24 protein-coding genes are annotated in these 25,915 nt (G+C 64.4%); 10 read left to right on the top strand and 14 right to left on the bottom strand.

The window, feature by feature from the left end; all coding sequences use genetic code 11:
- Positions 1–194 precede the first annotated feature (194 nt).
- The 5 genes from D3227_RS02730 to D3227_RS02710 form a co-directional block, all read right to left on the bottom strand.
- Positions 195–1,049, bottom strand: a complete 855-nt coding sequence (locus D3227_RS02730; protein ID WP_120012297.1) for a sugar phosphate isomerase/epimerase family protein — start codon at positions 1,047–1,049, stop codon at positions 195–197.
- Between the two features lie 3 nt (positions 1,050–1,052).
- A complete protein-coding gene (locus tag D3227_RS02725; protein WP_120012295.1) occupies positions 1,053–1,829 on the bottom strand; it encodes an ATP-binding cassette domain-containing protein in 777 nt (258 codons plus the stop codon).
- Positions 1,826–2,818, bottom strand: a complete 993-nt coding sequence (locus tag D3227_RS02720; RefSeq protein WP_120012293.1) for an ABC transporter permease — start codon at positions 2,816–2,818, stop codon at positions 1,826–1,828. Before D3227_RS02720 ends, D3227_RS02725 begins: the two co-directional genes overlap by 4 nt.
- 67 nt (positions 2,819–2,885) lie before the next feature.
- Positions 2,886–3,875, bottom strand: coding sequence for a sugar ABC transporter substrate-binding protein (locus D3227_RS02715; RefSeq protein WP_120012291.1), 990 nt, complete (start codon positions 3,873–3,875; stop codon positions 2,886–2,888).
- 70 nt (positions 3,876–3,945) lie between these two features.
- Positions 3,946–5,013, bottom strand: coding sequence for a LacI family DNA-binding transcriptional regulator (locus tag D3227_RS02710; RefSeq protein ID WP_120012289.1), 1,068 nt, complete (start codon positions 5,011–5,013; stop codon positions 3,946–3,948).
- Between the two features lie 141 nt (positions 5,014–5,154).
- Here D3227_RS02710 and D3227_RS02705 point away from each other — a divergent pair, with 141 nt between their 5' ends.
- Both D3227_RS02705 and D3227_RS02700 read left to right on the top strand, forming a co-directional pair.
- Positions 5,155–6,186, top strand: coding sequence for a hydroxyacid dehydrogenase (locus D3227_RS02705; RefSeq protein ID WP_120012287.1), 1,032 nt, complete (start codon positions 5,155–5,157; stop codon positions 6,184–6,186).
- A gap of 215 nt (positions 6,187–6,401) precedes the next feature.
- Positions 6,402–6,707 (top strand): hypothetical protein, encoded by a 306-nt coding sequence (locus D3227_RS02700; RefSeq protein WP_120012285.1) that lies wholly within the window; start codon positions 6,402–6,404, stop codon positions 6,705–6,707.
- 62 nt (positions 6,708–6,769) lie between these two features.
- On the opposite strand, the gene D3227_RS02695 is transcribed toward D3227_RS02700, so the two are convergent.
- A complete protein-coding gene (locus tag D3227_RS02695) occupies positions 6,770–7,447 on the bottom strand; it encodes a GntR family transcriptional regulator (RefSeq protein WP_120012283.1) in 678 nt (225 codons plus the stop codon).
- Positions 7,448–7,589: 142 nt separating this feature from the next.
- On the opposite strand from D3227_RS02695, the gene D3227_RS02690 reads away from it, so the two are divergent.
- The 8 genes from D3227_RS02690 (at position 7,590) to D3227_RS02655 (ending at position 16,373) form a co-directional block, all read left to right on the top strand.
- Positions 7,590–8,177 (top strand): amino acid synthesis family protein, encoded by a 588-nt coding sequence (locus D3227_RS02690; RefSeq protein ID WP_120012281.1) that lies wholly within the window; start codon positions 7,590–7,592, stop codon positions 8,175–8,177.
- Positions 8,170–9,954, top strand: a complete 1,785-nt coding sequence (locus D3227_RS43680) for an alpha/beta fold hydrolase (RefSeq protein WP_120012279.1) — start codon at positions 8,170–8,172, stop codon at positions 9,952–9,954. Before D3227_RS02690 ends, D3227_RS43680 begins: the two co-directional genes overlap by 8 nt.
- 5 nt (positions 9,955–9,959) lie before the next feature.
- Positions 9,960–11,012: an LLM class flavin-dependent oxidoreductase gene (locus D3227_RS02680; RefSeq protein WP_120013020.1), complete on the top strand. Its 1,053-nt coding sequence runs from the start codon at positions 9,960–9,962 to the stop codon at positions 11,010–11,012.
- Positions 11,009–12,484, top strand: a complete 1,476-nt coding sequence (locus D3227_RS02675; protein WP_120012277.1) for an aldehyde dehydrogenase — start codon at positions 11,009–11,011, stop codon at positions 12,482–12,484. Before D3227_RS02680 ends, D3227_RS02675 begins: the two co-directional genes overlap by 4 nt.
- A gap of 81 nt (positions 12,485–12,565) precedes the next feature.
- Positions 12,566–13,570, top strand: coding sequence for an ABC transporter substrate-binding protein (locus tag D3227_RS02670; RefSeq protein ID WP_120012275.1), 1,005 nt, complete (start codon positions 12,566–12,568; stop codon positions 13,568–13,570).
- 67 nt (positions 13,571–13,637) lie between these two features.
- On the top strand, positions 13,638–14,498 hold the full coding sequence (locus tag D3227_RS02665) for an ABC transporter permease (RefSeq protein ID WP_120012273.1): 861 nt from the start codon (positions 13,638–13,640) through the stop codon (positions 14,496–14,498).
- Between the two features lies 1 nt (position 14,499).
- A complete protein-coding gene (locus tag D3227_RS02660; RefSeq protein WP_120012271.1) occupies positions 14,500–15,300 on the top strand; it encodes an ABC transporter permease in 801 nt (266 codons plus the stop codon).
- Positions 15,297–16,373, top strand: a complete 1,077-nt coding sequence (locus D3227_RS02655) for an ABC transporter ATP-binding protein (protein ID WP_120012269.1) — start codon at positions 15,297–15,299, stop codon at positions 16,371–16,373. The genes D3227_RS02660 and D3227_RS02655 overlap by 4 nt, the downstream gene beginning before the upstream one ends.
- Positions 16,374–16,376: 3 nt before the next feature.
- Here the strand turns inward: D3227_RS02655 and otsB are convergent, their stop codons facing one another.
- From otsB to D3227_RS02615, 8 genes are all read right to left on the bottom strand, one after another.
- Positions 16,377–17,135 carry a trehalose-phosphatase gene (gene otsB, locus D3227_RS02650; protein WP_245451628.1) on the bottom strand — a complete coding sequence of 253 codons (759 nt, stop codon included), beginning with the start codon at positions 17,133–17,135 and terminating at the stop codon, positions 16,377–16,379.
- A gap of 17 nt (positions 17,136–17,152) precedes the next feature.
- Positions 17,153–18,940 carry an alpha,alpha-trehalose-phosphate synthase (UDP-forming) gene (locus D3227_RS02645; RefSeq protein WP_120012265.1) on the bottom strand — a complete coding sequence of 596 codons (1,788 nt, stop codon included), beginning with the start codon at positions 18,938–18,940 and terminating at the stop codon, positions 17,153–17,155.
- A 157-nt stretch (positions 18,941–19,097) separates the two neighbouring features.
- The gene (locus D3227_RS02640; protein ID WP_120012263.1) at positions 19,098–21,260 is read right to left on the bottom strand and encodes an amylo-alpha-1,6-glucosidase; all 2,163 of its coding nucleotides are present in this window, start codon (positions 21,258–21,260) and stop codon (positions 19,098–19,100) included.
- Between the two features lie 49 nt (positions 21,261–21,309).
- Positions 21,310–22,371 carry a glycosyltransferase family 4 protein gene (locus tag D3227_RS02635; protein WP_120012261.1) on the bottom strand — a complete coding sequence of 354 codons (1,062 nt, stop codon included), beginning with the start codon at positions 22,369–22,371 and terminating at the stop codon, positions 21,310–21,312.
- Positions 22,372–22,531: 160 nt separating this feature from the next.
- Positions 22,532–23,707, bottom strand: a complete 1,176-nt coding sequence (locus D3227_RS02630; RefSeq protein ID WP_120012259.1) for a hypothetical protein — start codon at positions 23,705–23,707, stop codon at positions 22,532–22,534.
- 38 nt (positions 23,708–23,745) lie between these two features.
- Positions 23,746–24,756: a succinylglutamate desuccinylase/aspartoacylase family protein gene (locus D3227_RS02625; protein ID WP_120012257.1), complete on the bottom strand. Its 1,011-nt coding sequence runs from the start codon at positions 24,754–24,756 to the stop codon at positions 23,746–23,748.
- Between the two features lie 4 nt (positions 24,757–24,760).
- Positions 24,761–25,105 (bottom strand): RidA family protein, encoded by a 345-nt coding sequence (locus D3227_RS02620; RefSeq protein ID WP_120012255.1) that lies wholly within the window; start codon positions 25,103–25,105, stop codon positions 24,761–24,763.
- Positions 25,106–25,141: 36 nt separating this feature from the next.
- Positions 25,142–25,915 (bottom strand): type III PLP-dependent enzyme domain-containing protein (locus tag D3227_RS02615; RefSeq protein ID WP_483466628.1); only part of this gene is annotated, 774 nt, incomplete at its 5' end.

The raw sequence follows: 25,915 nt of genomic DNA, 5'->3' as shown, positions 1-25,915 counted from the left end.
CTCAGCAGCCACCCAGCCTCCAGCAGGGTTTTCGACCGCATCGGTCTGGTCTCTCATGCAGAAATGGTAATGTAAAATGAAAATAAGTCGTCGATTGTTAACCTAGCGGATAGGGAATCCGAACAGCAAGTCGGCATGGTTTTCCACCGGCGCCGATTCCGACGCCGTTGAAAGGACAGGAGGTGCGGCTGTTTCTATCCGAGAGTGAGCCCGGCCTTGCGCGCTTCCTCGCGCAGGAACGGCAGGCCGACCTCGATGACGTCGCGCGGGTCTTCCGCCACCGGCCGCCACACGGCGAGCCCGCCGGCGATGTCGACGTCGACATGGTTCATGCTTTCCAGCGTGATCGGTCCTTCATAGCCGATATCGGCGATCGCCTTCATGCAGGCCGCCCAGTTGAGCATGCCGCGTCCCGGCACGCCGCGATTGGCTTCCGACACATGCACATAGCCGAGGAAGGGTGCGGCCGCCTCGAACCCGGCGGCAAAACTCTCCTCCTCGATATGCATGTGATACGTATCGAGGTGGATGAAGATGTTGGGCGCGCCGATGCGCTCGATGATCCGCGTCGCATCGATGCCGCGATTGATCAGATGCGTCTCATAGCGGTTGCAGGGCTCGATGCCGAGCTTCAGGCCGCGTGACTTCGCCGCCTTCGCCGCCCGTTCGAGGAAACGGCACATGCCGTCGATTTCCTTGCGCGTCGGCGCCCGCCCGGAGGTCTTGCCGATCGTGCCATAGGTGACGCCGCCGAGCGCTTCGGCGCCGACCTCGTTGCAGACCTTGAAGGCAGGTTCGAGGAAATCCAGCGCCTCGTCCGGCCGCTCGACAACGTCGAGCCCGCGCGGCAGGCCGAGCGACGGGATCAGCTCGACGCCGTAATGATTGGCGAAGGCGCGCGTGCGCTTGGTGTCGATCTCCTCGGGGCGCAGCAGCGGGATCTCCATCAGGCCGATGCCGTATTCCTTCAGCCTGTCCATCTGCGGCTCGATGCGGGCGAGATCCCAGACCGGGGCGATGGCGAAGGTATGCAGTCCAAAAGTATTCATCAGTCAGCCTCGTTGTTCATGCGCCGCCGCGGCGCTGGTATCGCCGCCGCCGACGATGCGGCTGACGACTTCGTTCATGCTGGTCTTGGCGGTGATCAGATCGGCATCGGCGCGGCCGTGGCGCAGCACCACGATGCGGTCGGTAACCGATAGCACATCGTTCAACCGGTGCGAGATCAAGATGACGGCAATGCCTTCCGACCGCAGCCGCCGGATCAGGTCGAGCACGCTCTGCACCTCGCGCACGGCAAGGGCTGCAGTCGGCTCGTCCATGATCACCAGCTTCGGGTTGAAGGTCAGCGCGCGCGCGATCGCCACCGTCTGCTGCTGGCCGCCCGAGAACGAGCCGACCGAGCGGTTGATCGAAGGCAGATGCGCGCCGAGCCGCTCGATCATTTTCGCCGCCTGGCGGTCCATCTCGGCCTTGTCGACAATGCCCGGAAACAGGCCGAACAGCTTCTTCGTCGGCTCGCGACCGAGGAAGATGTTGGCGGCCACGTCCTGCTGCTTGGCCAAAGACAGGTCCTGGTAGATCATCTCGATGCCAAGTTCGCGCCGCTGGCCGGGATCGAGCGCGAGGATGTCCTTGCCATCGAATTCGATCGACCCGGAATCGGCCCGGTAGATGCCGGTGATGGTCTTCATCAGGGTTGACTTGCCGGCGCCATTATCGCCGACGAGGCCGACGACCTCGCCCGCCGCGACCGAAAGGTCGACACCATGCAGCACGTCGACCGCGCCGAAGCTTTTGCGAATACCGTGGAGCGAAAGAAGGGTCATACGCGCGACTCCTTCCGGACCTGATACTGGTCGATGAACACCGCAAGGATCAGCACGGCACCGATCGCCATCTGCTGGTAATAGGACTGCACGGCAAGCAGCGTTAGCCCGTTCTGCAGCACGCCCATGATCAGCGCGCCGATCATCGTGCCGAGGATCGAGGCGCGCCCGCCGAACAGATTGGTGCCGCCGATGATCGCCGCAGTGATCGCGGTCAGCTCGTAATTGATGCCGGCGGTCGGGTCGCCGGCGTTGACGCGGGCGGTGAACAGCAGCCCGGCAAGACCGGCGAGCGCACCCGACAGCGTGTAGATGATGCGGCGATGGTGTTCGACGCGGATGCCGGCGGCGCGCGCCGCGCCCTCGCTGTCGCCAAGCGCCAGCGTGTGACGGCCGAAGCGCGTATAGGCGAGCACGCAATGCGCCACGATCGCCGTCAGCACCAGGATAATCACCGGCATCGGGATGCCGAACGGCCGACCCTGGCCGATATAGACGAGGGCCGCGGGCAAGCCGTAGATCGCCCTGCCCTGCGAGATAACCAGCGCCAGGCCGCGCGCCAGGCCAAGCATGCCGAGCGTGACGATGAAGGCCGGCACGAAGGCGCGGGTGACCAATTGCCCGTTGATGTAGCCGGCAAGCCCGCCAGCCAGGATGCAGGCAACGACCGCAAACACCGAAGGCCAGCCGAGATTGACCGCGACGAAGGCGCCGGCGACGCCCGCCAGCCCCATGACCGAGCCGAGCGACAGGTCGAGCCCACCCGAGCCGATGACGAAGGTGGCGGCGATCGCCAGCACGCCGATCGTCGAGGTCGCCAAAAGGATGTTGAGGAAATTGCTGAGTGACAGGAAGAAGGGCGACAGCACCGCCATCGCCGCGCTCAGCGCCAGAAGCACGACCAGCGACTCCAGCCTTATGTGGAGCCGTTCGACGGATGCACGCTGCACCCGAGCCCAGAAGCCGGGCTGCGCCATTTCGGAAGCCATGTTGCCTCGCTTGCGAGATAAAAGTTGGCTGGCGCAGGCTAAACCCGCGCCAGCCCGTCCGGGAGGACTATTTCACATATTGCAGCATCGGCTCCTTGCCGGCGTCGAGCACATCCTTGGTCAGCACGAGAGTCGGCACGGCGATGTTTTCCTCGACCTTGTCGCCGGCGATCGCCTTCTTGACGTTCTCGACCGCCTGCTTGCCGACCAGGTAGGGCAACTGCGCAACGGAAGCGTTGAGCCGGCCTTCCTTGATCGACTTCACGGCATCCGAATTGCCGTCGACGCCGATGATCGTCACCTGCTCGCCCTTGCCAGCGGCGTAGACCGATTCCACCGCGCCCAGCGCCATGCCGTCATTGGCGCAGAAGATGGCGACGAGATCCGGATGCGCGGTCAGCGTGTCGGTTGCGATCGACGCGGCCTTGCCGCGATCCCAGTCGCCGGGGAGTGAAGCGACGACTTCCAGCCCCGGCGCCAGTTCCTTCAGCTTGTCGGCAAAGCCCTTGGCGCGCTTCTCTCCGGTGATGTTGCCCGACAGGCCTTCGATCACCAGTACCGGGCCCTTGGCGTCCTTGCCGAGCTTGGAGACAAGGTATTCGGCCCCCTGCCCGCCGGCCGCGACATTGTCGGAGCCGATGCGGAAGGTGATCTTGATGCCTTCCTTGTCGAGCACCGCCGGATCGAGATTGCCGTCGAGGTCGACGACCTTGATGCCGGCACTCTGCGCCGCCTTCAGGCAGGGCAGCAGATTGGTGGAGTTGATGGCGGCGGTGATCATTGCCACCGGCTTGCGCTCGAGCATGGTGTTGCAGAGGTTGAGCTGCGGCTCGGCAGCCTGATCGCTTTCGGCAGCCTGCTGGAAATACTTCACGCCGGCTTCCTTGGCGCCGTCCTCGACGCCCTGGCCCATCGCGCCCCAGAACGGATTGGCCAGCGTCTTCATCAGCACGCCGTATTCGCCGTCCTCGGCCTTGGCGGCGCCGATGGCCGAAATCGCCAAAGCCACGCCGAAGGCAAGAGTAAATCGATTTATCTTCAGAACCAATGCTTTCATATCTTCCTCCCTGTTGATGTCACGCCACGAGTCAAAGCCAGGTGCGGCGCATAGTTGTCGACAATGGGGGCTATTGTCGGTTTCCTCCCCCTGAATGCGGGCCGCTGCCTGGCGAGCCAACGGATTCCCGCATCAAAACCTTGCAAGGCTCGAGCCTTGCCTTGGGCGGGCCGTCCCCGCCATCGATCCTGGCAAACAACACATCCATAGCCTGGGCGGCGATCTGCCGGACCGGCTGCACCACGGCGGCAATGGCCGGCCATGTCACCTGCATCCATTCGGCATCGTCGAAGCCGACCAGCGAGATGTCATCCGGGCAATGCCAGCCGCGTCGGCGGAATTCGGAAAGCGCGACCAGCGTGCCCTTGAGAAAGAGCGAATAGACTGCCGTCGGGCGTTCGCCCTCTTTGGCGCCCTTGTCGAAATAGTCGCGCAGCAGCGCACGCAACGGCTCGACTTCGCTCTCCGAAAGCACGACGTCGATCCGCACGTCCGGCACCAGTTCCAGCGCCTTGGCGCGAAACCCGTCGAGACGGGCGCGCACAGTCGCCGCCCGCTGACCAAGGCCGATGACCAGGATATGGCGGTGGCCCTTGCCGATCAGTTCGCGCGCCACCTCGGCGCTGGCGGCAGCACTATCGGCCGAGACCGTGTCGAAGGCATCGTCGGCAAGCACCCGGTCGATCAGCACACCGGTCATGCCATTGGCCTTCATGAAGCCGGCCGCCGGGCCATGCTCGTTGCGCACCGGCGCCAGCACCACGCCGGCGACCCGCCAGTCATGCATGCGCGCAAGGACCTCCTTCTCGCGTGCTTCCGATTCACGGCTGGAGGCAGCGACGAGCGTGTAGCCACGCTGCTCGGCGAGGCCCTCGAGTTCGCTGACCATCTGGCCGAAGAATTCGCTCTCGAATTCGGGCATGATGGCGCCGATGATGCGGCGCTTCGCCCGCCGCATGTCGGAAGCCAGCGGATCGACGCGGTAGCCCAAATGCTCGACGGCATCGAAGACACGCTGCGCATTTTCGGGCTTCACCGTGGTGACGCCCGCCAGAACCTTGGAGACAGTGGCGGCGGACACGCCGGCGCGGCTAGCCACGTCGTGGATCGACGAACGCCGATGCTCCCGATGCGCCATTATCCTCCTCCAAAAGGCCGGCAACTGCCTGCCGCCTCGCTAGCGTAACCGATAAATCGATTTTTCACAGTTGTAAATCGTTTAATCCTGAGTAAAACACAGATGTGAATGGCGTGATATGATCGCGCCGGGAGGAGCATCATGCCCGAAAATGCTTTGCCGCTGGTCATCAGCGCGCCCGAGCCCCGCACGCTCGACCTGATCTTCACGCCGCCGCAGCTGGCGCTTTTTCGCAAGAAATATCGCATCGTCGAAACAACGCCCGAAGGCGTCGCCGGGTTGCCGTCGGATGAGCTGGCCGCGGCGCGCTACATCGTCGGCCAGCCACCGATCTCGCTGGAAACTCTGGAAAGCCTGAAGGCGCTGCGCTGCGTCTTCAATGTCGAGACCAATCTCCTCAACAACATGCCTTACGAAACGCTGTTTGCGCGCGGCATCCATGTCGTCACCACCGGGCTGGTCTTCGCCGAGCCGGTGGCCGAGCTCGGCCTTGCCATGGCGCTCAACCTTGCGCGCGACATCGTTGACGCCGACCTCGCCTTCCGGCAGGGCAAGGAGTTATGGGGAGGCGACGGCAACCGGGAAGCACGACTGCTGTCAGGCGCCGATGTCGGGATCATTGGCTTCGGCGATCTCGGCCGCGCGCTGAACCGCCTGCTGTCCGGCTTCCGCACCAGGACAAAAGTCTTCGACCCCTGGCTGCCGCCGTCGATCCTCATCGACAATGGCGTCGAGCCGGCCTCGCTCGACGAGGTGCTGTCGCAGAGCGACTTCGTCTTCGTCGTCGCCTCGGTGACCAGCGAGAACCAGGGCTTTCTCGGCGCCGACGCCTTCGCGAAAATGCGCAAAGGGGCGGCCTTCATCCTGCTCAGCCGCGCCGGCGTCGTCGACTTTCAGGCGCTGATAGACGCAGTCCGCAGCGGCCGCATCGTCGCGGCCAGTGACGTCTTCCCGGAAGAGCCGCTTGCTCAAGACCATCCGGTGCGCGCGCTGCCCGGCTTCCTACGTTCCGCCCACCGCGCCGGCGCGCTCGACATCGCCTTCAAGCGCATGGGCGACATGGTGCTGGAGGACATGGATCTGATCGACCGCGGCCTGCCGCCGCTGCGCTCCAAGCGGGCCGAGCGCGAGACCGTTTCCAGGATGCGCTCCAAGCCGGTCGACAAGAACTAAATCCAGACGCAGGGCAATGAGGTTCTGGTACAACGTCAGGCCCGAAGCCAGCATCGCCGACCCAGGCGAGAAAAATTCGAACAGGTTTCAAACCTATTTCGGTAATATTTTACCGGGTTTGGCCTTTTCGCGCAAAAAACGGAACCTCGTCTGGACCTGTCGTTTGACCTCTGATCGTTGCTTCGACGATCCTAAAGCAACAGGAGAATTATACCATGAACATCAAGATGATCTGTTTGGGGGCCATGACGCTTTCGATGGTCGCGGGCTCGGCTCTCGCCGCAGGGGAGACCGGTACTTCTGCGCTTGACGATCCGGCCAAGATGCAGCCTTTCTATACCGACTCCAGCATGAAGACGATGGTCAGCAGCGACGACTTCGTGAAGGCTTGGAAGGCGCTGTCGCCTGACGACCAGACCGCGATGATGACGGCTTGCGACGAAGTGGCGAAGAACGCCAACGCCACCAACAGCCATCCGGAGTTCTGCAGCAGCGTCAAGGCAAATGGCGGCAGCAAGTAGTCGCTATCGTCAGCGCATGTGAAGACGGCCTCGCTTGAGGGGCCGTTTTTGCAGGCACGATATCACAGGGAACCCAGCCGAAGCGCGTTGCGCGCGATCCGCCAGGCGGATTCGACATGCCGCCGTGCCGCCGCCTCGGCCTCTTCGGGATTGCGTGAGCGGATGGCATCCATGATCTCGGTCATTTCGGCGATCGCCGGCTCGCGGCGGTTCTCCGAGGCAATGGTCATGGAGCGCAGTTGGTTGATGCGGACATTCAGCCCGTTGACGATTTCCCAGGCGATGCGCTTGTCGGCCGCCTCGAACAGCACCTCGTAGAACCTGGCCGTCGCCCGCATCACCTCGACCGGCTGGCCTGACGCCCATGCCTCGAACAGGTTGCCCAGCGCGCTATCCAGCAAGGCGATCTGCTGGTCCGTGGCCGACATTGCACAAGCCCGCGCGGCAATACCCTCCAGCAGCGCCCGCAATTCATAGATCTCGTCGGTACGGCCGAGATCGGGCTTCGCCACGGCGGGCCCATGGCCGGGGATCATCTGCACCAGGCCTTCCGCTTCGAGCTGCCGCAAAACCTCGCGCACAACCGACCGGCTGACGCCAAGCTGGTCGCAAAGCGGCCGCTCGACCAGCCGCTCGCCCGGCTGGAAATGGAAGTCCATGATCGCCTCGCGCATGCGCTCCAGTGCCAGCGTCCTCAGCGTCTTGGCGGAGCGGTCGATCCGCAGCCTATCGTCTGACATTTTTTCTCCGCCTCCTCGCGTAGCCACAAAAACAGATTCCATGACCGGTTGACAAGGTTCTTGGCTCTCCATAGCATGGTATACCATAAGACGATATAGGGATGACGGCGCTGCATAGCGCCATCGCGACCGAGGACATCTGATGAAACCGGCCATTCGAAAGACCGTCACCTACATCGAGAACACCTTGATCGAGGGCGGCAAGGCGGCACCCCGGCCCTTGCGTCTGATCGGCATCGCCGCGGTGCTGACCAACCCCTGGGCCGGCCGCGGGTTCACCGAGGATCTGTCACCGGAGATCCGCGCCATCGCTCCCGTCCTGGGCGAATTGCTGACGCGGGAAATTATTGCTGTCGCCGGCTCCGGCGAAACCATCGAAGGCTACGGCAAAGCCGCCATCTGCGGCACTTCGGGCGAGATCGAGCATGCTTCGGCGCTGATCCACACGCTGCATTTCGGCAACCACTATCGCCGCGCCGTCGGCGCCAAGACCTATCTCGCCTTCACCAATCTGCGCGGCGGGCCGAACACCCCGATCATGATCCCGTTGATGGACAAGAACGACGAGGGCCGCCGCTCCCACTACCTGACGGTGCATTTCCAGATCGGCGACGCGCCCGCCCCCGACGAACTGGTGGTAGCACTCGGCGCCTCCATCGGCGGTCGCCCGCATCACCGCATCGGCGACCGCTACCAGGATCTGAAGGAGGTCGGTGATTTGCATGGCTGACGCCGCCTTGATCCGACGCACGGCGCCCGACGGAACCGGCTTCATCCGTGCCGGCTCTGGCGCGCCGGTGCTGTTCATTCACGGCGTCGGCATGAATGCCGCGGTCTGGCAGCCTCAGATCGAGATGATGAAGGACCGCCACGATGTGGTCGCCATCGACATGCTCGGCCACGGCAGTTCACCCCTGCCGCCGGAAAATGCCAAGCTGTCGGACTTCGCCGACCAGGCCATTGCCCTGCTCGACCAACTCGGTCTCGCTTCCGTGGCTGTCGTCGGCCATTCGATGGGCGCGCTCGTCGCCCAGGAGATCGCGCTTCGCGCGCCGTCCCGAGTGAGCTCTATCGTCTGCCTCAACGCAGTCTTCCGCCGCCCGCCGGCCATGGCCGAAGCGGTGCGCGAACGCGCGGCTGCACTCGGCGGTCATGGCGATCCTCAGGCCATTGCCGCAACGATTGCCCGTTGGTTCGGCGAACCGGTCCCGGCCGGTCTTACAGGTGCCGCAGGCACAGCGCGTTCCGCGCTCGAAAGTGTCGACGCGCAAGGCTACGCCCGAACCTATCGCCTGTTTGCCCGTGCCGATACCGAGCATGTCGATCGTCTGGTCGGCCTTGCCGCGCCGGCGCTATTCATGACCGGATCGGAAGACAGGAACTCCACACCTGCCATGTCGGCGGCGATGGCGCGGCTGGCGCCGAACGGCCAATGCTTGGTTCTGAGCGGCGAAAAGCACATGATGACAATCGCTTCGCCGGAAAAGGTGACTCACCATATCAGGGCGTTTCTCGACGGGACGACGGAAGTTTCCGTGGGCACCGATCCCGCTTTCGACGCCACCGAATTTCGGCGCGCGCTCGGCTCCTTCCTGACCGGGGTCACCATCGTGACGACGATCGGCACGGAAGGCGAACCGCGCGGCTTCACCGCCAACTCCTTCACCTCGGTTTCGCTCGAGCCGCCGCTGGTGCTCGTCTGCATTGCCAAGAAGGCGCTGGGGCACCAGGCTTTTTCGACCTCCAGATGGTTTGCGATCAACATTCTGTCCGAGGCCCAAAAAACCGAATCCGGCATCTTCGCCTCCAAGGCCTCGGACAAATTCGCCGCCGTGGCGTGGCAATCTGGACAGACCGGCAGTCCCCTGATCGACGGTTCGGTCGCCGTGTTCGATTGCGACATGGAGCAACTGGTCGACGCCGGCGACCATTCGATCCTCATCGGCCGTGTGCGCGATTTCACCCACAATGGCGCGCAGCCGCTCGGCTACTGCCGTGGCACCTATGTGACGCCGGGACTCAGCCAGGAGGCGTTGGCTGCAGCGCCTCAAGGAACCGAAGTCGGCGCCATCCTCGAGAACGAAGGCCGCGTGCTGTTCTTCGAAACATCGGATGGTTTCCACGAATTGCCGGCCGGCCGCGGGCTAGGCACGCCGCAGGATGCCCGCAGCCTCAAGGGGCGCCTTGCTGCGAAAGGTATCGGCGCGCAGCTTGGCTTCCTGTTTGCCGTCTGGGACGACGCGGCCGACCCGTCGCGCTCACATGTCTACTACCGGGGGATGGTCGACGCTCCCGCCTCCGGCGATCGCCAGGTCAGGCTTGTCGACATCGACCGGATCGCCGGTCTCAGCATCGCTGACCCGGCGGTTCGCTCAATGCTTACCCGCTATGTGCGCGAACGCACGGAAGATGCATTTGGCGTCTATGTCGGCAACGAGGTGGAAGGCGAAGTCCGACCGCTGGCCAGGCCCGCCCCATCCGCCGCTCTTCAATCCGGTCGCAGGTGAAGCCGATGAAGTTCTCGCTTTTCGTCCACATGGAACGCTCGGATCTGACGAAGCCGCATTCCGAGCTCGTCGCCGAGTTGGAGGAACTGGTGCTGCTGGCGGAAGGGGCCGGCTTCGAGACAGCCTGGATCGGCGAGCATCACGGCATGGAATTCACCATCTCGCCCAACCCGTTCATCAACATCGCCTATCTCGGCGCGAAGACCTGCACCATCCGGCTCGGCACCGGAACCATCGTTGCGCCCTTCTGGCACCCGATCAAGCTTGCCGGCGAAGCGGCGATGGCCGACGTCATCACCGGCGGCCGGCTCGACATCGGCATCGCGCGCGGCGCCTACAGCTATGAATACGAGAGGCTTTCGCCCGGGCTGGACGCGTGGGGCGCGGGCCAACGCATGCGCGAGATGATCCCGGCGCTGCGCGGCCTGTGGGACGGCGATTTCGAACTTTCCGGCGAGTTCTGGTCGTTCCCTGCCACCACGTCGTCGCCCAAACCGCAGCAGACGCCCTACCCGCCGATCTGGGTGGCGGCACGCGACCCCAATTCGCACGATTTTGCCGTCGCCAACAAATGCAATGTGCAGGTGACACCACTTGCCTCCGGCGACGGCGAAGTGGCGAGCCTCATGGAGCGCTTCAACACGGCCTGCGCCGCCCATCCGGAGATCAAGCGACCCGAGATCATGCTCTTGATGCACACCTTCGTGGCCGAGGATGCAGCCGATGCCGATCGCCTGACGCAGGACCTGTCGCAATTCTACTGCCAGTTCGGCGCCTGGTTCCAGAACAAGAAGCCGGTGCGCCAGGGCATCCTGGAACCGCTGACGGAGACCGAGATCGCGGCCATGCCGCAATATGCGCCGGACAAGATCCGGCAGAACCTCGTCATCGGCGAAGCCAGCGAAGTGATCGCCAGGCTGAAGACCTATGAAGCTCAGGGCTACGACCAGTATTCGATCTGGATCGACAGCGGCCTCTCCCACCAGCGCAAGAAGAAGTCGCTACAGCTCTTCATCGACAAGGTGATGCCGGCTTTCGAGGAGGCGGGGCCGCGATGAGCACCGTCGCATTCAAAAACTACATAGACGGCCAGTTCGTCGAGGCGACAGTGACCTTCGACAGCATCGATCCGTCGACGGGCATGCCGTGGGCCAGGATGCCGGCCGCGACGGCCGCCGATGTCGACCGCGCCGTCGAGGCCGCACACCGGGCGCTGCGCTCCGGCCCCTGGGCATCGATGACGGCGACGGCGCGCGGCAAGCTTCTGGTGAAGCTCGGCGATCTCGTCGCCGCCAATGCCGGCCGGCTTGCGGAACTTGAGACCCACGACACCGGCAAGATCATCCGCGAGACCCGTGCCCAGATCGCTTACGTCGGCGACTACTACCGCTATTATGGCGGGCTGGCCGACAAGCACGAAGGCTCGTTCGTTCCGATCGACAAGGCCGACATGGAAGTGACGATCCGACCGGAGCCGATCGGCGTCGTTGCCGCCGTCGTGCCCTGGAATTCGCAGCTCTTCCTGTCGGCGGTCAAGCTGGGCCCGGCTCTCGCCGCAGGCTGCACCGTCGTTCTCAAGGCCTCCGAGGATGGCCCCGCGCCGCTGCTCGCCTTCGCCGAACTCGTCCATGAAGCCGGATTCCCCGCCGGGACGGTGAACATTCTGACCGGCTTCGGCCATGATTGCGGGCGCCGCCTGACCAGCCATCCGCTGGTCGCCCGCGTCGCCTTCACCGGCGGTCCCTCGACCGCACGGCAGATCGTCATCAACACGGCCGAGAACCTCGCCTATTCGACGCTCGAACTCGGCGGCAAAAGCCCGGTCGTCGTCTTTGACGACGCCGACCTGGACAGTGCCGCCAACGCCGTCGTCGCCGGCATCTTTGCCGCCACCGGCCAAAGCTGCGTCGCCGGCTCGCGACTGCTGGTCGAGCGTTCGGTGAAGGACGAGTTCCTCGACCGGTTGAAGCGCAAGGCCGAAGCCATCGCCATCGGCGACCCGCAGGATCCCGCCACCGAAATGGGTCCGCTCGCCACCTCGCGCCAGCGCGAGCGGATCGAGAAGATCGTCACTGAAAGCCTCGCAGCCGGCGGCCATCTGGTCACCGGCGGCGCGCGGCCCAAGGGCAAGGCAGACGGTTTCTACTATGCGCCAACGATCATCGAAGCGCCTGACCAGAGTTTGGCTTGCGTGCGCGAAGAGTTGTTCGGACCGGTGCTGAGCGTGCTTGCCTTCGACACCGAAGCCGAAGCGCTTGCGCTCGCCAACGACACGCCTTTCGGCCTCGCCTCCGGTGTCTTCACCACCAATCTCGCCAGGGCGCATCGCATGGCGCGCGGCATCCATGCCGGCGTCGTCTGGGTCAACACTTACCGGGCTGTCTCGCCGCTGGTCCCCTTCGGCGGCTATGGCCAGTCCGGGCTCGGCCGCGAGGGCGGCATGGACGCCATCCGCGACTACACGCGCTCGAAATCGGTCTGGATCCGCACCTCGGACGAGCCGATCCCCGATCCTTTCGTCATGCGGTAGCCGCCGCGGACCAGGAAACACCGCCGGGCAAAAACGATCCGGCAGTGCAATGAACAACGACAACAAACAGAGGAGAACGACATGAAACTGATCTTCGCCGGCATCCTTGCCGGACTTCTGGCAACCACAGCCGCCAAGGCCGAAGACATGGTCTTCACCAGCTGGGGCGGAACGACCCAGGAAGCACAGACCAAATCCTGGGCGGAGCCGTTTTCGGCGGCATCCGGCATCAAGGTCCTGCAGGACGGCCCGACCGACTACGGCAAGCTGAAGGCCATGGTCGACGCCGGCAGCGTCAACTGGGACGTGGTCGACGTCGAGATGGATTTCGCCATCAAGGCGGCCAAGGACGGCCTACTTGAACCGATCGACTTCAAGACGGTGCCGAAGGCTGACCTCGACCCGCGCTTCACCACCGACCATGCCGTCGGCAGCTTCTACTATTCCTTCGTGCTGGCCTGGAACAAGGGCGCCGTCTCCAGCGAACCGGCGGGCTGGGCCGACATGTTCGACCTGAAGAAATATCCGGGCAAGCGCACCTTCTACAAATGGTCGGCGCCCGGCGTCATCGAGATTGCGCTGCTCGCCGACGGCGTGCCGGCCGACAAGCTCTACCCGCTCGACCTCGACCGCGCCTTCAAGAAGCTCGACACCATCAAGTCCGATATCGTCTGGTGGGGCGGCGGCGCGGAATCGCAGCAGCTGATCGCCTCCGGCGAGGCGGCGTTCGGTCAGCTGTGGAACGGCCGCGTCTTTGCACTGGAGAAGGACGGCGCCGATGTCGGCGTGTCCTGGAACCAGAACCTGACGGCCGCCGATGTGCTGGTCGTGCCGAAGGGCGCCAAGAACAAAGACGCGGCGATGAAGTTCCTTGCCGCGGCAAGCAGCCCGGCTGGCCAGGCGAAATTCGCTGAAGCCAGCGGCTATGCGCCGATCAACACCAAGGCAAAGGCCGAAATGCCCGCCGATGCGGTGAAGTCGCTACCTGATGCGCATGTCGACGGTCAGATCAATCTCGACATGAACTACTGGGCCGCCAACCGCGACGCCATCGCCGAGCGCTGGTACGCCTGGCAGGCAAAGTAGCGCCAGCATCCTCGTGACAAGGAGCGGGACGGCCCCGGTCGCCCTGCTCCGCAACCCAGGTGACACCATGTCGGTGGAAACTGAGCAGAGCATTGCGACAAAGCGGATGCCGGCAGGCCTTGGCGGCCTGCTGCCGGCGCTGACGCTCATCGGGCTTTTCTTCGTCGTCCCGGTCCTGGCCCTGCTCTTGCGCAGCGTCACCGACCCCGCGCCCGGCCTGCAGAACTATACGGCCCTGCTCGGCGATGGCACCTACATGCGTGTCTTCTTCAACACCTTCCTGGTCGCAGCGGTTGTCACCATCGTCACCGTCCTCGTCGCCTTTCCGGTCGCATGGATGCTGGCCATTATGCCGCCGGCGCTCGCCTCGGTCATGTTCGGCATCATCATCTTGTCGATGTGGACCAATCTATTGACCCGCACCTATGCCTGGATGGTGCTGCTGCAGCGCACCGGCGTCATCAACCGGGCACTGATGGCCACCGGCATCATCGACCAGCCACTGCCGCTCATCAACAATTTGACCGGCGTCACCATCGGCATGGTCTACATCATGCTGCCGTTCATGATCCTGCCACTGGTCGGCACCTTGCGGGCAATCGATCCGATGACGCTGCGTGCCGCGGCCCTTTGCGGCGCGAGCCCCTTCCAGGCCTTCCGCCGCATCCTCCTGCCACTGTCACTGCCCGGTGTCGCCGCCGGCGGCCTGATGGTGTTCGTCATGTCGCTCGGCTATTTCGTCACGCCGGCGCTGCTCGGCGGCACCTCGAACATGATGCTTGCCGAGATGATCGCGCAATTGATCCAGTCGCTGCTCAACTGGGGGCTGGGCAGCGCCGCAGCCTTCATCCTGCTTATCGTGACCATGGCGCTCTATGCGCTGCAGCTGCGCCTCGTTGGCGCCAGACGCGCCACGGGAGGCATCTGAGATGCTGCTCGACTACGACCACATGGGATGGCTGAAGACTGCCCTGCTCGGCTTCACCGCTCTTGTCGCCGCCTTCCTGCTCCTGCCGGTGGTGTTCATAGTGCTGCTCTCGTTCGGCTCGTCGCGCTGGCTGGCCTTCCCGCCACCCGGCTGGACGCTGAATTGGTACCAGGAGCTGTTCGCCGATCCGTCCTGGCTAGAAGCAGCACTCACCAGCGCCCGCATCGCAGCGCTGACGGCGATCCTTGCCGTGCTGATCGGCCTGCTCGCCTCCTTTGCCTTGGTCAGGGGGGAGTTCCGCGGGCGAGAGATTCTGCGCGGCCTGTTGCTGACCCCCATGGTGCTGCCGGTCGTGGTGTTTGCGATCGCCATCTACGCATTCTTCCTTCGGCTTGGGCTGGGCGGCACCACCATCGGCTTCGTCGTCGCCCACACCGTACTGGCGCTCCCCTTCGCCATCATCCCGATCGCCACCGCGCTCGAAGGTTTCGACAAGTCGATCGAGGACGCGGCCATCGTCTGCGGCGCGAGCCCGCTCCAGGCCAAGCTCCGGATCACCTTGCCGTCGATCCGCATCGGCATTTTCTCCGCCGCGATCTTTTCCTTCCTCGCTTCGTGGGATGAAGTCGTCGTCGCGATCTTCATGGCAAGCCCGACCTTGCAGACCTTGCCGGTCAAGATCTGGGGCAGTCTGCGCGCCGATCTCAGCCCGGTGATCGCCGCCGCCTCCAGCCTGCTGGTCGGCTTGACCCTTGCCCTTATGATCGTGGCGGCCCTGCTGCGCCGAAAGTTCAAGACATGACCCAGCCCTTCCTCTCGATCCGCAAATTGCGCAAGGCATTCGGTGCCTTCACGGCAGTTCATGACGTGACGCTGGATATTCCCAAGGGGGAATTCCTGACCTTTCTCGGACCCTCCGGCTCGGGAAAATCAACGACGCTCTATGCCATAGTCGGCTTCCAGGACCCGAGCTCCGGCGATGTCCTGCTTCAGGGCAAGTCGCTACTCGCTGTGCCCTCGCACAAGCGCAACATCGGCATGGTGTTCCAGCGCTACACGCTGTTTCCGCATCTGAGCGTGGCCGAGAACGTGGCGTTTCCCCTGCGCGTCCGCCGCCGGCCGGATGCCGAGGTGAAGAAGAAAGTCGCCGACATGCTTGGACTTGTCAGGCTTGAAAGCTTTGCTGAGCGCCTCCCAGGCGCGCTGTCAGGCGGCCAACAGCAGCGCGTCGCGCTCGCCCGCGCGCTTGCCTACGACCCGCCGATCCTGCTGATGGACGAACCGCTTTCGGCGCTCGACAAGAAGCTGCGCGAGGAGATCCAGGCCGAGATCCGCCGAATCCATCGCGAGACCGGCGTCACCATTCTCTATGTCACCCATGATCAGGAAGAGGCGCTGCATCTGTCCGACCGGATCGCACTGTTCAAGGACGGCCGCATCGAGCAGACCGGCACCGGCGAGGATCTGTACCTGCGGCCAGCCACCGATTTCGTTGCCGGCTTCATCGGCAACTCGAACTTTTTGGCCGCTGAGCATCTCGAAACCGTCGGCGGTGCGGCGACCATACGCCTTGCCGACGGTTCGCTCGTCTCGGGCATAAGCGCGAACGGCAGTTTCGAACGGGGACAAAAGACCAGATTGATGATCCGTCCCGAGGCGTTTCGCCTGGAGCGGAATCCGGCGAGCGCGGAACTCACCGTCGATGTCGTCGACGTCGCTTTTTATGGCGAACGCCGGCGCATCGTTGCGCGCACCACCACCGGACAGGAGATCGACATCAGGCCGACCTCGGCCGCAATGGCCTCGCAAGATGCCACGCCCAGCCGCCGGCAGGTGTTTTTCGATCCGGGCGCCGCCTTCCTGTTTCCCGCCTGAGGCCTACTCGGCGGCATCGCGGCCGGCTTGCCTGGCGGGATCGCCGAAATTGGCCTGAAGCCAGGCGATGGCATCGGTGACGTCGGCAATCACATGGCGCGCGGCCGTCGGCCCTCGCGGCTTGATCCGGATCGAGATCCCATCCTCGCCATTGACGGTCTCGAAGCCGTTCTCGTCCGACGTATCGTCTCCCAGGAACACCGGGCGCCGGCCGACAAAGGGCGGGATTTCCATGAAGCGCCGGATAGCGGCTCCCTTGGCGGCTTCGAGCGGCATCAGTTCCACGCCGGCATTGCCGGGGATAACCCGGTATCCCCTGGGCAGCCGGTCCAGCGCCTTCTCGACCAGCACGGTTGCGCGCGCAAGCAGATGCGGTGCGGCGCGCGTATGGAGCGCCAGCACCGGACCCTTGCGTTCGACATAGACGCCCTTGCCGAGTTCGGCTTCGACCTCGTCGGCCAATGCGGCGATGTCGGCCGGCTCGTCCGCAGCCTCGACCGGACCGTCCGAGGTCAGCCGGTGCTCAAGGCCATAGAGGCCGGCGACACGCATCTTGAGAGGATCAAACAGCCTATCCACCGCGGAAACCGAGCGTCCGGTGACAAAGGCGACGGCGCCATCCAGTCGCCGTTCCATCGTTTGCATGAGCTGGCGCAACTCATTGCTGACCGACACGCTGTCCGGATGCGCGGCGTGTTCGAGCAAGGTGCCGTCTATGTCGAGGAAGAGCGCCCATTTCCCCTCCGGCAAATTCGGTGTCATCGGCCTTTCGATCCTCATCATCGTGGTCCCGCCGTCGCGCGTTTGCGCTCGAACATGGAGACCACATTGTCGATGTTTGCGTTCGCCGAACGCTCGGCGACCGCCGTGACCCGGTCAAGCTCGCCGCGCTTGCGCAAGCGGGCCGCGTCCAGAAGCATGCTGCCGGCCCAGCGATAGACATTGTTGTCGCGGACCATCTCGCGCATCGGGCGCATGCGCTGCCGCTGCTCCTCGGGCGTCATGGTCAGCGCCTGCAACAGCGCCTCGCTCATCATTGCCGGATCGTAGGGATTGACGATCAGTGCCTCCAGCAGTTCGCGCGAAGCGCCGGCAAACGTGCTGAGCATCAGCACGCCCTGTTCGTCGTCGCGCGCGGCGACGAACTCCTTGGCCACCAGGTTCATGCCGTCATGCAGACTGGTGACCATGCATATGTCGGCGGCCCGGTAGATCTCGTAGACCTGTTCCTGCGAGTGATGCTCAGCCACCATGACCACCGGCTTGTAGCCATTGCTGCCATAGCGCTGGTTGAGCTCTTCGGCATAGCGATGGCATTCGTCGTGAAGCTGCTTGTAGGCAGGCAGCGTGCCGCGGCTGGGTGCCGCGATCTGCAGGAGAACCAGCTTCCCAACCCATTCGGGATGCCGAATGAACAATTCTTCCAGCGCCTGGAAACGGTCGAGAATGCCCTTGGTGTAGTCGAGGCGTTCGACGCCGACGCACAGCTTGACGTCCGCTTTCAGTCCGAACCGCTCGCGCAGGGTGGCGCGGGATGCATCGACATCAGGCAGTTTTGCGAGAAGTTCCGCCGGCCATTCTATGGAGATGGGGTAGGCGTGCACCAGCGTTGTCTGGCCGCCATAAGAGATCGCCGCGTCCGCGCGCTCGATCCGGCTCTCCAGGAAGCGGTCGACGCTTTCGGTGAAATTGTTGGCATGGAACTGAGTGTGGAAGCCGATGATCGAGCTGCCGAGCAGCCCGTCGAGGATGCGCTCCCGCCACGGGCAGATGCTGAACACTTCCGAATTCGGCCACGGGATGTGCCAGAAAGTGATGACGATCGCCTCTGGTAGCCGTTCGCGGATCATGCGTGGCAGCAGCGCGAAGTGGTAGTCCTGGACCAGCACGATCGGCCGTTCGTTGCGCGCTTCGGCAACCACCGTTTCGGCGAATTTGCGGTTGGCCGCCTCATAGGCCTCCCAATCCGACTCGCGAAAAATCGGCCGGGTGAAGGCGATATGGCAGAGCGGCCACAGGCCCTCATTGGCAAAGCCCAGATAATAGCCCTGATATTCCTCCTCGGTCAGCCAGACCCTGCGCAGCGCGTAGGTGGGATTGCCGGGCGGCACCTGCACCCGGTCGTGCTCGTCGACCATCAGGCGATCCGCAGTTCCGCCGCCATAGGCGATCCAGGTGCCGGCGCAGGCACGCGTGATCGGCTCCAGCGCCGAAACCAGCCCGCTCGCCGGGACCACAAGCTCGACGCCGTCGTCCTTGATATTGTGGATATAAGGCTCGCGATTGGACACCACGATGACCTGCGCCTCCGGCAGGTCTTCGGTGAGGATCTTGCGCAAGGTTTCGGGTGACCATGTGACCAGCGCCGCATCGACTGACTGGCCGTTCTTTTCGAATTCCCTGAGCACTTTGCGTGCCGCTTCGGAAGCCACGTCCTCACCCGCGGTGTAGGTGGCGGGGGCGTGGGTGCGCTGTCGCCGGGATATCGAGAAAAACACCGCGAGAGCGGAAAGTCCGAGACTTGCCAGGATCACGATCCATAGAAAGTCGCTGCCATAATCTGTCATTGAAACGCCAACTTGCCACCGGGCCTGATGCAGGCCTCATTCTTCTTGTTTCGACTCCACCACCGCTCGCCGGCGACAGGCCGCCGCACGGCGGCATGGTTGTGCAACGCACAAATGGACGATCGGTTCCGACATTTCCGATCCCGCGCGTAATCCGCTAGGTGCGGACGATCAGCGGCACCAGGCCTTCGTGCCGATCGGCGAGAAAGGCGACGACCCGGTCGCCGACGCGCTGGAAGGTCAGGTCGACCGCCCTATCGCCGACATTCAGATGCCGGAGCGTGAGCGTGTCGATACCGATTGGCAGCCTTGGCCGTGTCACCCGGATTTGGCCATCCCAGCCGTCGATCTCCAGGCCGAGACAGGCCTGCATCAGCATGAAGGCAGAGCCGGCCGACCATGCCTGCGGCAGGCAGGCGACGGGATAGGCGATCGGCGCTTCGCCCGGCGATCGGGTGAAACCGCAGAACAGTTCCGGCAGCCGCATGTTGAAGTGCACGGCGGATTCGAACGTGCCGCTCATCAGCCTGACAACACTTTCGCGCTCACCATAGCGCGCCAGGCCGACGCCGCAGATGGCGGTATCATGCGGCCAGATCGATCCGTTGTGGTAGGACATCGGGTTGAACAACACGGCATCGTCGGCGAGCGTCCTCAGCCCCCAGCCCGAATGGAAGGACGCTGACAAAAGCTGATCGGCGACCATCTGCGCCCGCGCCGGTTCGGGAAGCCCGACGAAGAGGAGATGTCCGGCATTCGAGGTCCGCACCTTGCAGGGCTCGCCAGCACCGTCGATAGCAAGGGCGTAAAAGCCGAGATCGTCCAGCCAGAAGTCACGCTCCACGGCGATCCGCATCTCTTCGGCGCGGCTCTCCCAATGCTCGGCCTGCGCGTATCCGCCCCTCCGGCGCGCCAGGGCCGCCAGGCCGCGGAAGGCGGCAAAGACATAGCCCTGCACTTCGACGAGCGCGATCGGGCCTTTGGGGATGCGGCCGTCGGCGTGGAAGACCGAGTCAAAACTGTCCTTCCAGCCCTGGTTGGCGAGGCCGGATTCGGCGGCACGCTGATAGGTGACGAAGCCGGTCGCCCGGCTTGCCTCCTCCGTCCATTCGGCGGCAGCCGTGAGCGACGGCCACAGCCTGTCGATGAAGTCCATGTCGCCCGTACGGTCCGCATAAGCGCAGGCGAGATGGATGTAGAGCGGCGTCGTGTCGACGCCGCCATAGTAGCGGCCGAAGGGAAGCTCACGCAGCGCCGCCATTTCGCCTTTGCGGGTCTCGTGCATTATCTTGCCCGGCTGCGAGTCGCTGAAAGGCGAGGTCTCGGTTGCCTGATGCTGGGCGAGGAAGGCGAGCACGCCGCGCGCCAGGCCGGGGTTGAGCCACAGCATCTGCAGCGCCGAGATCACGCCGTCGCGGCCGAATGCCGTCGAAAACCAGGGTATGCCCGCATAGGGGTAGGGTCCCGTCGCAAGCTCGGTGGTTAAAAGCGCCACATCGGCGCGGGCGCGCTCGACCCAATCGTTGAAGACGCGGCCCGAACTGTGCACCGTGGCGCCGTGCCGGCGCTTGGCCCGCATGCCGAAGCGCGCGCGCGCCGCGGCGGCGCGGAAACGGTCGCGGTCGGGCGTCTCGGCCGCCTCCGGACCGACCTCGATGTAAAGCACCTTGCTGCTGCGCTTCGTCACTGCGATCAGGAAATCCGCACGCTCCGCGCTCAGCTGATCCGGCGCCTGCGAGAACGAGATCGCCGACAGCCGCGCCAGCCCGTCCAGCCCGTCATAGCGAAGCAGCACCGATGTCGCATCCATCTCGGCCGCATGCGCCATCCCGCGCTTCGCCCTCGTCGAGCCGCGCACTTCGAACATATCGCGGAAGTCGGCGGCAAAGTGCAAGGAGACACGAATGGCCGAGGTTTCCTGGCTGTAATTGGAAAGCGTGATGCGTTCGAACAGCCGGTCCTGCCACAGCAGCCGGACGCGCTCGATATGGATCGCGCCCTGTGCAATGTCGCGACCGCCGACGCTCTGCATAGGCAAGTTGGTCAGGTTGCTGGTGAACAGAACATTGTCCTGGCTGAGCGAGGCGCCGAGCAGCGATGTCTGCCTGCCGCCGACGGTTAGCCTGAACTCCGACAGCACGCGCGTGTCGTCGCGGAAGAACCCGTCGCCGGCGCCTCTGATATCGCCATAGGCATCGGCGACGGCAAAACAGTCACCCTGCTTAAGCGCGAACAGCCGATGCGGCTCGCGTGGCGCGGTCTCGTCCAGGGAGGCAAGGGCTACGGCGGGATCGAGCTTGCGCTCGTCGAGTTCTGTCATCCGTCACATCTTTCCTGTTGCTCCCCGCGCCCAGATCCAGCGCCATCGCTCACGAGGCCTTCGCTTCGGCCGAGCCTGCGAGCAGACGCACATAGGCGGCCACGTAGTCGCGGGCCATTCTCTGGGCGGAAAACCGCTTTTCGAAGGCGGCCCTCACTTTTCGCCTGTCGAGTTGAAGCAGAGCCGGCACCGCCGCCACCGCCTCGTCCATGGAATTGACGACAAAGCCGGTCACGCTTTGGTCGATGATCTCCGGCAAGGCGCCGCAGTTCCAGGCGATCGTCGGTGTGCCGCAAGCCATCGCCTCGATCGGCGCAAGACCGAAGGGCTCCGGCCAGTCGATGGGGAAGAGCAGGCCGGCAGCCTTGCCGAGGAATTCAGCCTTCTCACCTTCGGCGATCTCGCCGACATAGTCGACGCGGTCGCCGTCGATCAGCGGCTCGACCACCTCGTGGAAATAGGCGCGGTCGTCATCGCCGATCTTGGCCGCAAGCTTCAGCTTCAGCCCCGAACGCCTGGCGATCTCGATGGCGCGGTCCGGCCGCTTGTCGCGCGAAAGCCGGCCGAGGAAGGCAAGGTAAGGTTCCTCGGCCTCTGTCTCGAAAATCGGCTCGTAAATATCGACCGGCAGCCCATGCTGGATCGTCGCCAGCCAGTTGGCGCCGGCCAGCCCTGCCCTTTGGCTGTGCGAGATGGAGATCATCGGGAAGCGCGGGAAGCGCTGATAGGCCGGCGCCAGATCGACATAATCCAGCCTGCCATGCGGTGTCGTCACCGTTCGCTCCGCCATATCTTGGAAGAAGGGAAAATGCAGGAAGTGGCTTAGGTGGAAATGAATGACATCGAACTGGTCAGCCTGCTCCCGCACCTCCGCCAGCATCGCAAGATGCGCCGCCACTTCGGATTTCTTCGGGCGCGGATCAAGCCGAAGCGCGCATTCACGCCCCGGCACCAGCTTCGCCGAGGTCTGGCTGTCGCCGCTGGCAAACAGCGTCACCTCATGGCCGAGATCGACCAGCGCCTCGGTCAGGTAGGAAACGATGCGCTCAGTACCGCCATAAAGCCTGGGCGGAACCGACTCGTAAAGCGGCGCGACATGAGCAATTCGCATGGATTCCCTCGGGTGATTGGCCAAGGGCAAAATGCATCAACCCGCAGATCGTTCCTGCCAGCGTCCGCGCCGCGGCGAGAAACCGCACCGGTGCACCCATCAGGCGCCATCGCACGGCGTCCCCGATCGCCCGCACCGAACGCTGGCCGCGTCGGCGTGCTCAAGCGGACAACGCCGCCCCTATCCAGTCGAGCCGTGCCGCGGGGACGAGGCCGTAATTGTAGAAATTGATGCCGTCGATGCCCGGCGCCCTCGCTGGCCTCACCTTGGCGGCGAGAACGTCTGGCCCGGCCATCTCCGGATAGAAGAGCCGATAGCCCGTGCCGAGGAACTTCCCCGGCCCGAGCGCCGCACGACCCGCCGCCATCAGGTTTGCGACATCGCCGGCCTGCATGTCATAGGCGCACAGTATCGCTCCGTCGCAGACCTTGCCGAGTGCTTCCAGATCGCAGCCGCCGAGCCAGCCGTCTTTGAGATCGATGATGACGACACGCGTCCCGGGGTGGGCGGCTTCGCGCAGTTCCGCCACCAGGCTGGTCACGGGTTCGAACCTCCAGATGAGATAGGCGTGCAGCTCCGGCCACGGGAGAAAGACATCGAGACCGCCGGCGGGAAAATCGGCGAAGCGCCGTTCAGGCACCGCGCGCTCGCAGGTCTCGGCGATCCATTGCCTGACCAGCTTGCGCGCCGCTTCGCCGTCGATGCCGGCCTGAGCCGCGCGGCCAAGACAGGCGGGACAAAAACACAGCGACAGCAGAAAGTCGTCTTCCGGCGTCAGCCCGACACCATCCTTCTCGTGATGGTATTCATGCGCGAAGCCCATAAAGGACGGACTTTCGAGCTCGATCCGGTCCGGCCTGTAGCTGTGCGAGATGTCGGCGACCAGCGCGCGGACATAGGCACGCGCATCCGGATGCGAGGGACAGAGATTGTAGTAATTGGCATCGCCGAAGGCGTTGCGAGTGACAGCCTGCGGATGCAGCATGCCAAGGCGCGTGTTATGCAGACAGACGGTCCAGCACGAGACCCCGAGCCCACCCGCATCGCGCCGGCGCACAAGGTTGCCGAGCACGTCGCCCTGCGCGATCACGTCGGCCACCTTGGGCTGGATGGCGAGGCTCGCCCAGCGCGCGGCCCTCGGCTTGAAATAGATGGTGCCGTCCTCCGGAAAATAGGCTTTCCGGCGCGGGCTGCGCGGCTGCAGGAAGCGGCCGGCATGATAGGAGGTCGCAAGGCTGATCATGTTGAGCCCGGCACGCTCCACGAGGTCACGTTCGACCGTCTCCAGGCCAAGATCCTGGATGTCCCAGGGATAGGTCCACATCGAAAGCTGCATGAAATATCCTCAATCCTGATCCTGGCGCGGCTTCATGGTCAGCCCTCGACCGGCTCGGCGACCTGCATGAGACAGTCCCCCGCCTCGCACATCGTATGCAGCCGGCGCGACAGCACGATGCCGCCTTCGGCGAAGTGCAGCGCCTCCTCGGCCAGATCGAGCCGTTCGAGGTCGTGATACCAGCCGGCCAATTGTCCTGAAGTCACGCTGTCGCCAAGCCTGACTGCCGGCTCGAACCAGCCCCGGCGCGTGGCATAGATGCCCTGGCTGTGACGGGACAGCGACAACAGCTGCGTCGGCGTCGACGGTTTCGATGCCGGCGCCAGAACCGACGCCTCGACCACGCCGAGCGCAGCCATCAGGCTATCCAGCGCGTGGGCGGTGATCGCCATACTATCGAACGTGGCGGTGCCGCCGCCGCCGAACTCGCCACTGACGCCGATGGCGCCGGCCCGGCGCGCCGCGCCCATCGAGGTCGGTGACGCGGGGCCGTTGTCGGCGATGAAGCCGTAGGGCATGCCGAGCGTGCGCATCAGTTCCACGCCGCGCCGGTTGCGTTCGGGATCGCTGTTGTGCTCGACCAGCGCGGTCGGCAGATGCTCCATCGACGTGCCGCCCGAATGAATGTCGAAGACGACATCGTGGCGCGGAAACAGCTCAGTCTCGAGGAAGTTGGCGAGCCGGCTGGTCGGCATGCCCGACGGGTCGCCGGGAAAGGCACGGTTGAGATTGCCGCCGTCGAGCGGCGAGCAGCGTTTGGCGGCCATCACCGCCGGCGTATTCGCCATCGGCAGGATGGTCACGCGGCCCCTGATCTGCTTTGGATCGAGCCGACGCACCAGCTTTGCCAGCGACAACTCGCCCTCATATTCGTCGCCGTGATTGCCGGCCATCAGAAGCAGTGACGGACCTTCGCCGTTGCGGATCAGGCAGATCGGCACCTTGATCTGGAAATAGGGCGAACGGTCGATCGAGAACGGGATGCTGAGATGACTAAGTGTCTTGCCGTCGCGGTCGAAGTCGAGCGTGTGGACGATGCCGGTGTGCATGGGCTCAGACCGCCGCGACCGCGGTGACCTCGATGCGCAAATCCGGATCGGCAAGGCGCGCCTCGACGCAGGCCCGCGCTGGCAGGCGCTGGGGATCGACCCAGGCGTCATAGATGCTGTTCATGGCTTCGAAATCGCCGATCTGCGGCAGGAAGATGTTGACCGCGACAAGCTTGGACTTGCTGCTGCCGGCCTCGGCCAGCAGCGCCTCGACCTTTGCCAGCACGTCGCTGGTCTGGCTCTCGATGCCGGCCCTGCGGTCATCGGCCACCTGGCCCGCTATGTGTACCAGGCCGCCATAGACGACCGCCTGCGACATGCGCGAGCCGGACTGGAAATACTTGATCATATCGGATCCTTTCGTGGTTCTCTTTTGGGGGCCTGATCAGCCGAAATAGGTTGGAAAGGCGTGGCGGACTTGCCCGGTATCGTCGACACCAAAGATCACGCGATAACGGTCGAGGCAGGTGCAGGGGTGCGAGATGCCGAATTCGATAACGTCGCCGACCGCGATGTCGGCGCCCGGCTGAAGCGACAGGAAGGCGTGCTGGTCGTTGAGCTTGAAAACTTCGGCCCTCGGCTGCGCCGAAACCGGCTTGCCGGCGCGGAAAACCGTCAGCGGCGTCGGAAAGCCCTGGTCGAATGAGACGTCGCGCATGCCCATGCCGCATATGGCGAGGCCGGGTTCCGGCCGTGACAGCACTTCGGCCCAGACGCGCAAGGCCGGACGGAAGGCGTTTCGCGCCGACGCATCGCCGCCGCCAATCGCAAAGCCCTTGCGGGCATCGAGCGTACCGAGGGAGCGGTCGTAGATGCCGTGATCATGGAAGAAGATGGCGCCACTGCGCAGCACCAGCGTCGCGTTGCTGTCCCTGGAAATCACAGGCGAAAGTGCTGCGACCACCTTGTCGAAGAAGACCGAGCCGCCGGCCGTGGCGATCAGTGGCACACCGCCGCCGACGCGGGCGCGCAGCCTGAGGAACATGTCGGCCGTCGTCGCCAGCAGCGCGGACACCGCCTCGTCGGTGCGGCCAGGATCTGGTTGCGCCGCGGCCCCCTCGTAGGTTGCGACACCGGCAATCAGCAGTCGCCCGCCGGTCGCGTCTATCGCATCGGCGATTGCCTCGGCCTCGGCGGTGGTCCGTGCGCCCGCCCTGCC

The organism is Mesorhizobium waimense, from assembly GCF_003601975.1.
GTDB lineage: Bacteria > Pseudomonadota > Alphaproteobacteria > Rhizobiales > Rhizobiaceae > Mesorhizobium > Mesorhizobium waimense.
Note: the sequence above shows the minus strand (reverse complement) of the source record. Positions and strands in the feature narration are given on the sequence as shown.